Source organism: Streptomyces rugosispiralis (assembly GCF_024505145.1).
GTDB classification, from domain to species: Bacteria; Actinomycetota; Actinomycetes; order Streptomycetales; family Streptomycetaceae; genus Streptomyces; species Streptomyces rugosispiralis.
This window is the reverse complement of the sequence record NZ_JANIAA010000001.1, coordinates 771,101-784,527: the sequence shown is the minus strand read 5'-3', so window position 1 is coordinate 784,527 and position 13,427 is coordinate 771,101. Positions and strand designations below refer to the sequence as shown.

12 protein-coding genes are annotated in these 13,427 nt (G+C 73.5%); 9 read left to right on the top strand and 3 right to left on the bottom strand.

Features of this window, described 5'->3' with window-relative positions; genetic code table 11:
* The first annotated feature begins 106 nt into the window (after positions 1-106).
* On the top strand, positions 107-1,114 hold the full coding sequence (locus NP777_RS03535; protein WP_256648509.1) for a sulfotransferase family protein: 1,008 nt from the start codon (positions 107-109) through the stop codon (positions 1,112-1,114).
* A gap of 180 nt (positions 1,115-1,294) precedes the next feature.
* On the opposite strand, the gene NP777_RS03530 is transcribed toward NP777_RS03535, so the two are convergent.
* Complete coding sequence (locus NP777_RS03530; RefSeq protein ID WP_256648508.1) at positions 1,295-2,221, bottom strand: LysR family transcriptional regulator; 927 nt, start codon at positions 2,219-2,221, stop codon at positions 1,295-1,297.
* 296 nt (positions 2,222-2,517) lie between these two features.
* Here NP777_RS03530 and NP777_RS03525 point away from each other — a divergent pair, with 296 nt between their 5' ends.
* From NP777_RS03525 to NP777_RS03500, 6 genes are read left to right on the top strand one after another with little or no spacing between them, the layout of a single operon-like run.
* Positions 2,518-3,537, top strand: coding sequence for an aminotransferase class I/II-fold pyridoxal phosphate-dependent enzyme (locus NP777_RS03525; protein WP_256648507.1), 1,020 nt, complete (start codon positions 2,518-2,520; stop codon positions 3,535-3,537).
* Entirely contained in the window at positions 3,534-4,631 is a 1,098-nt protein-coding gene (locus tag NP777_RS03520; protein WP_256648506.1) for a polyprenyl synthetase family protein, read from the top strand. Before NP777_RS03525 ends, NP777_RS03520 begins: the two co-directional genes overlap by 4 nt.
* 4 nt (positions 4,632-4,635) lie before the next feature.
* A complete protein-coding gene (locus tag NP777_RS03515; RefSeq protein WP_256648505.1) occupies positions 4,636-5,637 on the top strand; it encodes a UbiA family prenyltransferase in 1,002 nt (333 codons plus the stop codon).
* Positions 5,638-5,670: 33 nt separating this feature from the next.
* Positions 5,671-7,515, top strand: coding sequence for a prenyltransferase/squalene oxidase repeat-containing protein (locus NP777_RS03510; protein WP_256648504.1), 1,845 nt, complete (start codon positions 5,671-5,673; stop codon positions 7,513-7,515).
* Complete coding sequence (locus NP777_RS03505; protein ID WP_256648503.1) at positions 7,512-8,816, top strand: FAD-dependent oxidoreductase; 1,305 nt, start codon at positions 7,512-7,514, stop codon at positions 8,814-8,816. The genes NP777_RS03510 and NP777_RS03505 overlap by 4 nt, the downstream gene beginning before the upstream one ends.
* Before the next feature lie 12 nt (positions 8,817-8,828).
* Complete coding sequence (locus NP777_RS03500; protein WP_256648502.1) at positions 8,829-9,692, top strand: TauD/TfdA dioxygenase family protein; 864 nt, start codon at positions 8,829-8,831, stop codon at positions 9,690-9,692.
* A gap of 25 nt (positions 9,693-9,717) precedes the next feature.
* Here NP777_RS03500 and NP777_RS03495 read toward each other — a convergent pair whose 3' ends face one another.
* A complete protein-coding gene (locus tag NP777_RS03495) occupies positions 9,718-10,587 on the bottom strand; it encodes a lytic polysaccharide monooxygenase auxiliary activity family 9 protein (protein WP_256648501.1) in 870 nt (289 codons plus the stop codon).
* A 196-nt stretch (positions 10,588-10,783) separates the two neighbouring features.
* Between NP777_RS03495 and NP777_RS03490 the strand changes: the two genes are divergently transcribed.
* Positions 10,784-11,230: a spore-associated protein A gene (locus NP777_RS03490; RefSeq protein WP_391858446.1), complete on the top strand. Its 447-nt coding sequence runs from the start codon at positions 10,784-10,786 to the stop codon at positions 11,228-11,230.
* 84 nt (positions 11,231-11,314) lie between these two features.
* On the opposite strand, the gene NP777_RS03485 is transcribed toward NP777_RS03490, so the two are convergent.
* Entirely contained in the window at positions 11,315-11,764 is a 450-nt protein-coding gene (locus tag NP777_RS03485; RefSeq protein ID WP_256648500.1) for a nuclear transport factor 2 family protein, read from the bottom strand.
* A 212-nt stretch (positions 11,765-11,976) separates the two neighbouring features.
* Here NP777_RS03485 and NP777_RS03480 point away from each other — a divergent pair, with 212 nt between their 5' ends.
* Positions 11,977-13,326 (top strand): PucR family transcriptional regulator, encoded by a 1,350-nt coding sequence (locus tag NP777_RS03480; RefSeq protein ID WP_256648499.1) that lies wholly within the window; start codon positions 11,977-11,979, stop codon positions 13,324-13,326.
* The last annotated feature ends 101 nt before the right edge of the window (positions 13,327-13,427 follow it).

Here is a 13,427-nt window from a genome sequence, read left to right as displayed (position 1 = left end):
ACTGGTGACGAGGGGACCCCACGAGTGACGGGAGTGGCCGGGGGTGCGCGGGGGCGGCGATGGGTAGGGAGGCCGGTAGTCGTCGGAGACGGAAGGGGCACCTGGGGTGACCGTACGGCCGCTGACCTTCGTCGTGGGGACCGGACGATGCGGTTCGACCGCGCTGTCGCGCATCCTGCGGCTGCACCCGGATCTGCTGAGCGTGAGCGAGCTGATCGCCTCCCTGGAGCCGGACGCGCTGCCCGAGGCACCGCTGACCGGGGCGGAGTTCTGGCGGATCCTCGCCACTCCGCGGTCGTTCGCCAACCGGGTCATTCGCGACGGCATCCCGCTGCCCGAGTACCGGTATCCGCATGTCAAGGGCCGGTTCTCGGTGGCGGGTGGGGGCATTCCGGCGGTGAGCATGATGACGCTGCCTCATCTCACCGACGACCCCGACGCGCTGTTCGACGCGCTGGAGCCGGGGCTGTCCCGGCGGCCCGCGGCGCCGGTGGCCGATCACTACCAGGCGCTGTTCGACCTGCTGGGGGAGCGGTTCGGCCGACGGGCCGTCGTGGAGCGGTCCGGCTATTCGCTGCGGTCGGTGCCCCGGCTGAGGGAGGTCTTCCCCGAAGCCCGGTTCGTCCACCTCCACCGGGACGGCGCCGACTGCGCGCTCTCCATGAGCCGCCACCCCGGATTCCGGCTGATCCAGCTGATGACGGAGCGCGCCACGGGTACCGAGGACCTTCCGGCCGGTCTCGCGGCGCTGCTCAGCGACGACGAGGCCGATCTGCGGCCGCTGTACGAACGGGCCGTGCCCGTGGCCGAGTTCGGCGAGCTGTGGTCGAGCACGATCGTCGAGGGACTGGGACATCTGTCGCGGCTCCCCGCCGCGATCCGGATGTCCCTGTCGTACGAGGGCCTGCTCGACGCGCCCGAGCGCGAGCTCACCCGGCTGGCCCACCACCTCGGGGTGGAACCCCTCCCGGAGTGGCTGGCGGCCGGACGCGCCCTGCTCGACGGCGACCGCCGGGGCACGGCCGCCGCCACCCTGCCGCCCGCCGAACTGGCCGCCCTCCACGAGAGCTGCGCCCCCGGCGCCCGGGCCCTGAGCCTGGCCCAGAGTGGATGAACCGGCCCTGAGCCTGAACCACGTCGGGTGAGGTGGGCTCACGGCCTGGTGGGCGGCGAACGAGAGAGCCCCGGCGGCGCATGAGAGCCCCGGCGTCGGACGTGATGGACCCGGCGCCGGACGTGATGGACCTGACGCCGGACGCGATGGGGCCCGGTGCCGGATGCGCTGGACCCGGCGTCAAGCCGTCGCCGCTTCCACCGCACCCCCCGACTGCTCGACCGCCACCGCCCGCAACGCCTCCAGCAGGGCGGATACCGCGGGCACCCTGGCCGCCTCCGGCCGCAGCAGCGCGCAGACATGGCGCCGGGGCCAGTCGTCCAGCGGGCGCGGCTCGACCCGCGGATCGGGCCGGGGGAGCAGCCCGAGACCGTCCATCAGGGCGATCCCCACCCCGTCGCCCACCAGGCCCAGCGTCGTCGCCTGGTCATCGGTCGTGGTTACCACCCGGGGCTCGAACCCCGCCTCCGCGCAGCGCCGCAGCAGCCGCTCGCGGTCCCGCTCCAGGATCCACCGCTCCCGCGCCAGATCGGCGAGGCGGACACTGCGCCGCCCGGCGAGCGCATGGCCGCGCGGCAGCAGCACATGGCGGCGGTCGACCAGCAGCGGGACCCGCCGCAGCGGGGTTCCCGCGGGCTCCTGCGCCGCTCCCGGCTCGTCGTCGGCGACGATCGCCAGATCCGTCTCGCCCGCGTCCAGCAGCCGGTACGCGTCATGGGAGGCGGTCTGGCCCAGCTCGACCTCCACCTCGATACGGGAGGCGCCCAGCCGGGCCAGCGCCGCGGGCAGCACGGCGACACAGACGCTCTGCACCGAGGACATCCGCACCCGGCCACGGGTGCGCGCGGCGAGCGCCTCGAACTCGTTCTCCACCTCCCGCAGCCCGGCCAGCACTCCCCGGGCCCGCTCGGCGAGTCTGTGGCCCGCGGGCGTGAGCCGCACCCCCCGTCCCGCCTTGACCGTCAGCGGCACGCCCACGGCACGTTCCAGCGCACGCATGTGATAGCTGATGGCCGGTTGGGTGTAACCGAGGTGGTCCGCCGCGGCGCTGTACGAGCCGGAGCGACAGACCTCTGCGAGCACGGTGAGCTGGCGAAGTTCGATCACCACAGGAAGATAGAAATCGTTTATCAATTCCCGAAAGACTTTAATTGGACGCGTGATCGATAGGCCGTCAAAATCATGGTGACGGATTTCGCCCGTACTAGCCCATTGAACTGACCGATCGGACACGGCCCCACCCGCACTGGCCGACCGTTCGGTCATAGCCCGCCCACGACGGTTTCCTTCCCATCGGCCCGGCCGGACCGGCATGGGGAACCGGGCGCGGTGACATTCCTCCCTCCGCCCGAATCCCCGCTGGAATGGATGGATGGTGCCCGATGCATGATGGCTGGAATCGCATGACTCCGGTGGTCGCGGAGAACAATCCGTTCCATCAGATGTCGCTCAACGAAACCGTTCACCCGCCGCTTCCCGAAGTGGTGGACGCCGTCCTGCGCACCGCGCGGACCGCCCACCGTACCCTGGACGCCCTCGGCGGCGGGCTCTGTCAGGCCCTCGCCGCACATCTGGGAGTGGAGCCGGAGCACGTGCTCGCCGGACCGGGCTCCGGCGCGCTGCTGCAGCAGCTCTTCTCCACCCGCACCGGACCCGACACCGACACGGTGCACGCCTGGCCCTCCTGGGAGGCGTACCCGATGATGGCGGCCAACGCCGGGTCCACCACCGTCCGGGTGCCGCTCACCGGATACGACCACGATCTGAAGGCGATGGCCGACGCCGTCACCGACCGCACCCGCATGGTCCTGCTGTGCACCCCCAACAACCCCACCGGCACCGCGTTGGAGCATGACCGGATCCTTCGCTTCCTGGACCGGCTCCCCGCCCACGTCACCGTCGTCATCGACGAGGCGTACCGGGACTTCGCCGACCCGGGCGCCATCGCCGACGGCATCGCCCTGCACCGCGCCGATGAACGGGTCTGTGTGGTACGGACGTTCTCCAAGTCGTACGGGCTGCTCAGCCTGCGGGTCGGCTATCTCGTGGCGCATGAGCCGGTGCTCGCCCCGCTCCGCACGATCCTGCCCTTCTACCGGGTGAGCGCCGTGGCGCAGGAGGCCGCCCTGGCCGCGCTCGGCGCCCATGAGCGGGTGCTCCGGCAGTGCGCCGAGACCGCCCAGGAGCGCGACCGGCTCCACCGGATCCTGCTCGGCCAGGGCTGGGAGGCGCCCGCGAGCCAGGGCAATTTCCTGTGGCTGCCCATGACGTCCGGTGTGGAGCGCTTCACCCAGTTCTGCGCGGACCACGGCGTGGTGGTGTGCGGCAAACCGGGTGAGGGGATACGGGTGACCGTCGCCGAGCCCGACGCCAACCAGGCGTTCGCGGAGCTCGCCGGGAAGTACCGGGAGGCGTCCGTATGACCCTGCCCGACGTCGCGGCCACCGAGCTGGCCGACCCGCTGGCCGAGGCCGCCCCGACCATGGAGCTCCTGCTGCGCGAGCTCGACCGGCGCTGGCCGCGGGAAGCCGAACGCCTCCACCGGATATCCCGGTACGCCCTGCTCCCGGCCGGGAAGCTGCTGCGCCCGCTGCTGCTCATGGAGTCGGCCGAGGCGGTGGGCGGCGGCGGACCCGCCGTCGTCCCGGCCGCGCTGAGCGTGGAGTACCTCCATGTGGGGTCCCTCGTCCACGACGATGTCATCGACGGGGACACCATGCGGCGGGGCCGGCCGTCCGTCGTGGCGCGCTACGGCACCACCGACGCCATCGTCACCGGGGACGCCCTGATGCTGGGCATGTTCGGCGTGCTCACCGACGGCGCCGAGGACACCGGACCGCTCACCGAGGACGCGGGCGGGCCGCTCACGGACGACGCGGGCGGGCTGCTCACCGACGACGCCGGCGGGCTGCCGCCGGGCCGGGTCCTCGGCGCGGTTCGGGTCTTCGCTCGGGCGGGTGTCGACCTGTGCCGCGGCCAGGCGATGGAGGGCGAGCTCAGGGGCGACCTCGGCTGTGGACTCGACCGCTACCTCACCATGAGCGCGCTGAAGACCGGGGCGCTGTTCCGGGCCGCCTGCCGGGGCGGGGCGATCCTGGGCGGCGGATCCCCCGCCCAGCAGCACGCGCTCACCTCCTACGCCGAGCACCTGGGGCTGGCCTTCCAGATGCACGACGACCTGCTGCCGTACACCAGCGACAGCCGCACCACCGGCAAGTCCGCGCTCAGCGACATCGCGGCCGCCCGGCCCACCTTCCCCCTTCTGCTCTGCCACGCCATGGCCGGTGCCCCGGCCCGCGCCCGGCTGGAGGCGGCGCTCGGCGGCGCCCTGCCCGCCGCCGACGCGCTGCGGACGGTGCGCGAGCTGCTGGAGACGACCGGCGCGCTCACCGCCGCCCGGGACCGGGCCACGGCCCAGGCCGACCGCGCCAAGTCCTGTCTGGAGCCGCTGCCCCGCTCCCGGGCCACCGCCGTACTCGCGGCGGTGGCCGATCTGTCGGTCAGCCGGGACCGGTGACGCCGTGGCGGCCCCGCGCACCGCACTCCTGGCCCATCTGCAGACCTGGCGCCCGTACACCCTCTGGTATCCCGGGCTGGTCGGACTCGCCGGAGCCACGCTCGCCGGAGCGCACCCCACCACGGGCCAGCTCATGGTGGCCTGGGCCGCGCCGACCCTCGGCTGGGTCGCCGGCCACTACCTCGGCGACTACTACGACCGTGACCTCGACGCGCTCAGCAAGCCCCAACGGCCCATACCCTCGGGACGGTTGAGCCCGCGCACGGCCGTGGCAGCGGGCGTCGGCTGCATCGTGGCCGTCGCCGCGCTGGCCCTGTGGGCGAACTGGCGCGCCGTGGCCGTGGCCGCCGCCGCGATGGCGGGCATCGTGGCCTACAGCCGGGTCCTCAAGGGGCGCGGCCTGCCGGGCAATCTCATCCGCGGCGTGCTGACCGCGCTCACCGTGCTCTTCGGCGCGATGGCCGTCCAGCCGTGGCCACCATGGCGGGCGCTGCCGTTCGCCCTGGTGTTCCTGGCCCATGACACCGCGTCCAACCTCGTCGGCACCCTCCGCGACGTCGACGGCGACCGCCGGGGCGGCTACGCCACCGTGCCGGTGCGCCGGGGCCTCCGGCGCGCCACCCACACCGCGGCCGCGCTGTATCTGGCCGCCGTGGCCGTGGCCTGCGCCGCCACCGGGCTGGTGCCCGGGGACACGGCCGGGTATCTCGTACTGCTGTCGGCGGCGGCGCTGTGCGGCGCGGGCGCCTTCGGGCTGCTGCTGCGGTCACCGGGGCACCTCGCCCCCGCGCTGGCGCTGCGCGCCCACGCCGTCCTCGTCGCCGAACGCCTGGTGCTGGCCGCGGCGGTGGTGGCCGCGGGCGCCGGCGCGGCACCCGCCCTGGCGCTGCTGACGCCACTGCTCGCGGTCAGCGTCATCACCCAGAGCCGGATGCGGTCCCGCCACGAGTTCCCCGCGCCGCCCCTGGCCGACGGCGGGCCCACCCTCCCCGATCCCCGCCCCTGAGCCGCCGCGCCACCACCAGAAGGGTCCGATCGCATGCCCGCTTCCGCCTTGACCGAGAGCGTCGGCGCGGCCGTCACCACCGGTGCCGAGGCGCTCCTCGCCCACCGGCGCGACGACGGCGCCTTCGTCTTCGGCGCGCACCACGCCTCCCCGCTGAACACCGCCGGAGCCCTCACCGCACTGCACTTCGCCGACCCCGAGGGCTCGGCGGAGACCATCGAACGCGGTGTCACCTGGCTGTGCGAGACTCAGCGGGACGACGGCGGCTGGGCCATGCGCTCGGTGCCCACCGAACCGCTCACCACCGCGCTCGCCGCCGCGGCGCTCCACCTGCTCGCCCCTCGCCGGGCGGCGTCGGCCGTACGCGCGGCACAGGCCCGGTTCGCTGAGCTCGGCGGCTCCGCGGCCGTCCCGGAACCCGCGATGACCGCCCTCATCCGCCAGTTCCACACCTTCGCCGGACTGCCCCACGAGGGCGCCCAGCGCCGACTCCCCCTGGAACTGCTGCTCTTCCCCGGCCTCAGCCGCCGCCTGCTGAGCCTGCGGTTGCCGATCTACGCGAGCCAGGCGCTCGCCCAGTCCGCCCACCGCCGCCGCGGCCCGGCCGGTCGCGCCCTGGACCGGCTGGCCCGGCCGCGGGCCCTGGCCATCGTCCGTGAAGCGTACGAACGCGAGGGCGCCACCGGCGGGTTCAGCACCGACCCCTGGCTCACCGGACTCATCTGCCTGGGCCTCGCCCGCTCCGGCCAGGCACCCGACCTGGTGAGCGCCGCCGCCCGCTGGCTCCGCTCGGCGGCCAACCCCGACGGCTCCTGGGATCTGATGCCCCTCGACGTGACCTGGACGAACTTCGCCACCGCCGCGCTGATCGAGGCCGGTCACGCGGACGACCCCCAGCTGATCGGCACCCGCGAGACGCTCCACCGCCACCAGCAGCCAGAGCCGTTCGGCGCGCTCGGCTGCCCGGCCGGCTACTGGGGGTTCTCCAGCCCGCGCAGCTGGCCGATGGCCCTGGAGACGGCCGAGTCCAGCGCCATCCTGTTGCGGCTGCCCGGCGGCGCGGACGACCGCCATGTGCGCGCCGGGCTGGCGTGGCTGACCGCCACCCAGGACGCGGCCGGGTCCTGGAGCCTCGCCGTGCGGAACAGCAAACCCGGTGGCTTCGGACCCTGCCCCCAGATGACCGCCAAGGCCGTGGGCGCCCTGCTCGACTCCGGGGCCGGGGCCACCGACCCGCGCGTGGTCAGGGCGGTGCGCTGGCTGGTCGGCCGGCAGCGACCCGACGGCTCGTACGAGGCCATGTGGTACCGCGGTGGCACGCCCGGGACGGCCGCGGCGCTGGAGGCCCTCAGCCGGGCGGGCCGCACCGAGGAACACCACCGGGCGGCGGCCCGGGCCAGGGACTGGCTGCTGCGCACCCGGCACCCCGACGGCTCGTGGGGCACGGGCGAGCGCTCCGGGCCCGGCACCACCCGGCGGGGCACCGTCGAGGAGACCGCCTGGGCGCTGCGCGGGCTGCTCGCCGCCGGGCTGAGCCCCACCGACCCGGCCCTCGCGGCGGCGGCCCGCCGGCTCGTCGACGCCCAGCGGGCGGACGGCGGCTGGACCCCGGCCCCGGTCAACGAGTACATCCGCGGCTGTGCGCGCTACGCCGACGACGGCATCGCGGCCGGACTGGCGGTGCGGGCCCTCGCCCACTACCGCTCGGCGGAGGCCGCGGAGACCGTGGAAGCCCCCCGCGGAACGGGCACCCGGGACGCGGGGGGCACTCGCGGACCCGGCACTCGCGACGCGGGCGCTCGTGAATCCGGCACCCGCGAATCCGGCACTCGCGGCACCGCTCGCGAATCCGGCCCTGGCGAAGGAGGCGGGCGATGAGCCCCGATGTGCTGGTGTGCGGGGCGGGCGTCGGCGGCCTCGCGGCGGCCCGTGCGCTCGGCGGCCTCGGACTGGACGTCCTGGTGGTCGACAAGCAGCCGAGGATCCGCCCGATCGCCAAGGGCGAGGTGCTCCAGCCGGGCGCGCTGCGCCTGCTGCGCTCCTGGGGTGTGGAGAAGCGGCTCGACGCCCGGGGCGCGGTCCGGCTCGGACGGCTGGTCGTCCGCGATCCGCGCGGCACCGCGCTGATGTCCCTCGACTACGGCCAACTGCCCGCTCCCGACCAGTGGTTGCTGGCCCATGACCACACGGCCATCCTCGCCGCCCTGGCCGAGAGCCTCGGGCCGGGTGTGGAACTGCGCCGGGGTGTGCGCGCGGAGGCGCCGCTGCGCGACGACTCCGGACGGATCACCGGACTGCGGCTGGCGGAGGGCGGCAGGGTGCACGAGGAGCGGGCCCCGCTCGTGGTCGCCGCCGACGGCATCTCCTCACGGCTGCGGTCCTGGGCGGGCATCGAGGCCCGGCGGGTCGACTACCCGCACCGGTTGGTCTCGTTCGACATCGGCGACGCCGACGCGGCGACGCGGGCCGATGACTTCTCCGCGTATGTCACCGACCGGGGGCTGCGGCTGCTCTATCCGCTGCCCGGCGGCCGGCTGCGGCTCTACCTCCAGGCCGGGCCCGATGAGCTGCGCGGCGTCACGGCACGCCGGGGACTGGCCGGCTGGGCGGCCAGGGCGCTGTCCCAGGTGCCCGCCCTGGAACCGCTGACCGCGCCCCTGCTCGCCCATCTCGACAGCCGCCAGACGCTGCCCGTCGGACGGCTGCTGTCGCCCCGGCTGGCCGACCGCGGCCTCGCGCTGGTCGGCGAGGCCGCGTACGCCGTACACCCGATGGCCGCGCAGGGCATGAACACCGCCATCACCAGCGCCGGTGCCCTCGCCGAGCGGCTGGCGGGCCATCTGGAGCGCATCGGCGAGATGTCGGCCGTGGCCGTGGACGGCGCACTGCGCGACTACCACGACCGGCAGTTGCCGCTGCTCGCCCAGGCGGCCACGACCAGCGGCAACGCGGCGCGGATGGTCACCGATCTGTCGTGGCGCGGCCGGGTCCTGGGCCGCCGGGCCGTGCGTCACACCGGCGCCAACCCCAGGCTGCTGCACACCGTCACCCACAACATGTCGGGCCTCGGCCCACGCCCGCTGACCCTGCTGGACCGGCTGCAGCAGCTCGGTCTCCTCCCCGATCCGCGCGCCCACCGAGTGCCGGCCGCACCGGCCGGCCGACCGCAACCCATGTGAGGACGGATTCCCATGCCCACTCCCGAACTGGTCGTGACCCCCGTCTCCGGAGCGCTCGGCGCGGAGATCCGCGGTGTCGATCTGACCGAGCTCACCGACGAACTCTTCGAGCGCGTCCATGACTTGCTGCTCAAGCACCTCGTGGTCTTCTTCCCGGACCAGGAACACCTCACCCCGGAGGCGCATATCGCCCTGGGGCGGAGGCTGGGGGAGCTGGAGGTCCATCCGTTCCTGCCGAAGGTGGACGGCCATCCCGAGATCGTCGTGCTGGACGCGGACCAGGGTGCCAAGGCCGACGAGTGGCACATCGACGTGACCTTCCAGCCCAATCCGCCGGTCGCCTCGATCCTCCATCTCCAGGTGTGCCCCGCCTCCGGTGGCGACACCATGTGGAGCAACCAGTACCTGGTCTACGAGACGCTCTCCGAGCCGATGCGCGAACTCCTCGACGGGCTCACCGCAGTCCACGTCCTCAACACCCCGCAGACCGGCGAACACTCCGCCGAACACCCGGTGGTGCGGATCCACCCCGAGACCGGCAGGCGCTCGCTGTACGTCACGCGCATGTGGACCTCGCACATCCCGCAGCTCAGCCGCCCGGAGAGCGACGCCCTGCTGCAGTACCTCTTCGAGCACTCCGAGTCGCCCCGGTTCAACTGCCGCTACCGCTGGCAGCCCGGCGCCGTCGCGATGTGGGACAACCGCGCCACCCAGCACCTGGCCGTCAACGACTACACCGGGCCCCGCAGGGGGCAGCGGGTGACCGTACTCGGCGACCAGCCCACCGGCGACACCCCGCGCTGGAAGGAGTACCGGCCCGCGCCCGACGAGCGCTACTACCCGCGCCATGTCACGGCCCGGCACGGCTACCGGTGACGAACTGCCAGTACGGAAGGGCCGGTCAGCGGCTTGGGCGTCGCCGTCGTACGGTGGCGGCGACACCCGCGCCGAGCACCAGCACGGACGCGCCACCGGCGAGCAGCACCGGAGTGCTGCTCCCGTCGTCTTCGTCGGCGGCGGAGGTGGCGCGGGAGGCATCGGAGGCGGCCCGGGAGGGCGCCGCGGCCGCCCGGGACGGCGGGACGGCGACCTCGGACGACGGCGGGGACGCGTCGTCCGAGGAGCCCTTCGCCGGGGCTCCCAACACCACGTCGGAGCAGGAGTAGTAGGTGTCCGGGGTACTGGTGTTCCGCCAGATGGTGTAGATCAGCTGACGGCCGGTCCGGTCGGCGGGCAGCGTGGCCTTGATGTGGTACGCGTCGTCCACCAGCGCCGGGTCCTCGGCCGTGGCGAACGGCTTCGCCTCCAGATCGGACCACTTCAGCGGCCGCGTCGGGTCGTAGCCCTCCTTGGTGAGATACAGCTCGAAGGTCCCCGTGTGCGGGATGGTCGACCGGTAGGTGAGGGTGAGGTCCGCCCCGGCCGACAGCCGCGTCGAAGGCCAGTCGGCGCGCGGCAGGTCCAGACCCCGGTACGCCTCCAGGCCCCCGCCGCACAGCTTTCCGTCCGGGATCCGCTCCCGGTCCTTGCCCGCCACCCCCGCGATCCGCAGGTTGTCCCAGTCCGCCGCCTCCGGGCCGTTGGCGGCTCGGGCCGCCCAGCACGCCGCCGACCGCGCCGCGCCCCCGCCCTCGGGTGAGCAGGCGAACGTCCGGCTCACCGGGTCCGTCGGCGCCCCGTGCGCCTGGGCGGGCTGAGCGGCCAGCGCGGTGAACAGACAGGGAAGGGCCCCGAGAAGGGCGCCCACGGCGGCGGTGCGGTACGAGATCATCCGGTGCGGCCCTCCGGGGTCGGTGCGGCGACGGGCGGCTCGCCCGTCCCGAGGAGTACGGGAGGCCCGGTCCGTGCGTTCAACGGGCCGCCGTAAGCCGGGTCATGACGGCGTACAACCATCCGCCATCTCCGCATGTCTCCCTAGGCAGACGCAAACAGCGCCTACGCCCATGAAGAATCATTAAGGGGGACAAATGAATCTTTCTCGCCGTATGGCCGCCACCGCGGTCCTCGCCACCGCCATCGCGGGCACCGTGGCTATGACGCCGCAGGCGTCCGCCACCGCCACGGCCTCGTACAACGGGGTGTGCGGCAGCGGGTACAAGGTGGTGAACACGGCGCCCATCGGCTCCAAGGGCACCGTCTTCCTCACCTACAACTCCGCCAAGGGCAAGAACTGCGTGGTCACCGTCCGGAACGCCACGGGCAAGCCGGTTCCCATGTTCGCCTACCTGTACGTTCAGGGCGCCGACGAGTCGGCCGAGGACAGCGGCGCGTACACCTCGTACGCGGGCCCGGTGTACGGCGACGGGCGCGGCAAGTGCGTGGACTGGGCCGGAGGCATCGACAACCAGTCGACCTGGACCTACGGATCGAACTGCGGATCCCTGAAGGCCTACCGCGTGACCAAGGGCTGGTAAGCCCGGAGCCACACGGTCGGCAGAGCCGACAAGGGATCACACGGGGGAGCGGCGGTCACCTCTTCGAGGTGACCGCCGCCATCGCTACGCCTGGCGCTCGGTGAAGGCCACCGCATGGGTGTCCAGCACGGTGTGGAGCTCCGCGAGGCGGTAGGCGGCGCCGTCGGAACGGACCACGCAGCGGACCACGCCGCCGGCGATCGGGGTGATCTGACCGTCGGTGATGTTGGTGGCGTACATGTACGACACCACCGAGATGTCATCGCCGTCGACCCGCTCGATATGGATGTTCGAGGCGTTGTGGCGCAGCGGATAGCCGGCCGCCTCGCGGTGCTGCCGCTGCCAGGCGATGACCTGCTCGCGGCCCCGGTTGTCGGAGGCGATGTACTCCTCGTACGGGGACTTGCCGGTGTCCGAGCGGGAGGTGATGTGGATGTCCTCGGTCAGCAGCTCGGGCCAGACGTCGAACTGCCCCTCGTCGAAGGCGAACCACCAGCGGTGGATCAGCTCATGGACCGCCAGACGATCGAGCATGCGGAACTCTCCCCCCGAAGATTCAAGTGATCGACAGCATATCCCGCGGCTCGCCTCGCCACCCGGTGGGCGCCGGGAGAATTCGCGGAAGACACCGACCCGCCGGTATGCCGATGGTGCAATAGCCATGCAGGCTCTGGTAACAAACCTGGCCGTGGCCTCACGCTGCCGCGTTGAGCTGCGCATTGCCCGTCACAGGTGGAGGAACGTCCATGCACCCAGTCACCGGCTCCCGCGCTTCCGTCCCCGCCATGGGCCGCGCCCCCCGCCTGTCCGCCGACCGGGTCCGGACGACGCCCCGGATGCCCGCCGCCCGCCCGCCGATCCGGTCCCGGGCCGACGGCGAGACCGTGGCGCTGCTGCACCGCACCGCCCGGGTGCTCATCGAGGAGGTGCCACGGCTGACGGACCGTATCGTCGCGCTGATGAAGGAGCGGGAGCCCGCCTACCGTTCCGCCGCCGTGGACCCGCACGAGGTGTGGCGGGAGGTCCATGACTCGCTCAGCCACAATGTGCGCTCGCTGGTGCACCCGAAGGAGACGCGTGAATCCGCCAGGTCCTGTGCGTGGCGGATCGGCACCGACCGCGCCGCCCAGGGCTTTCCGCTGGACGCCCTGCTGCACGCGTACCGCATCGGCTGCACCGTGGTCTGGGAGCAACTCCTGGAGACCGCGTCCAAGGAGGACCCGCTCGGCGCCCAGTCGCTGGTCCATGTCGCCGCCGATGTGTGGAACTTCGTCGACGAGCACTGCACCCTCGTCGCCACGGCCTACCAGGAGGTCGAGCGGCAGCTCTCCTGGCACCGCGAGAACCGCTACCGGATCATCGTCGCGGCCCTGCTCGACGGCACCGCCCGGGTGAGCGACTTCCCCGAGGCGGAGCAGGTCCTCGGCCTGCCCGAACAGGGGCGTTACGCGGTCGTGGCGCTGGAGGACGCCGACGCACCGTGCCGGACGCCGCACTCCGTCAAGGTGGGCGACGGACTCCGTACGGTCTGGCACACGGCGGAGGGCACCGCCCACGCCATCGTGCTGCTCGGCGACGGCGACGGCGACGGCGAACGCGACGGCGACGGCAATGGCGGCGACGGCGGCACCGGCGTGGAGCGGCTGGTGCGCGGGCTGGAACTGCCGCCCGGCGCACGGGCCGGGGTCAGCCCCGCCGTGACCGGCCTCGCCGCGATCAACACGGCCCGCAGACTCGCCGATACGGCGCTGCGCACCCGCCCGGCCGCCGGGTCGGCGGCGCTGCTGGAGGAGCGCTATCCGGAGGCGCTGGTGGTGTGCTCCCCGGACCTCGGCACCGCACTCGCCGAGCGGATGCTCGGACCGGTCCTGGCGCTGGAGTCCACCGACCGGGAGACGCTGCTGACGACGCTGGCCGCCTGGCTGGAGGCCGGGGGATCGGCGCGCCGCGCGGGCGGGCTGCTGTTCTGCCACCGCAACACGGTGCTCAACCGGCTGCGCCGCTACGAGCAGTTGACCGGCCGTTCGCTGGACCACCCGCGCGAGGTCGTGGAGTTGTCGCTCGCGCTGTCCGCGCACCGGCTGCTGACGTCCTGAGACCCACCCGTCCGCCTGAGCCGATGTGGGCGTGCACAACGGCCCCGCGCCGATCATGTGCGCCCGTCACACGGTCCGCCGGTTGGGCTGTACGCGACCCT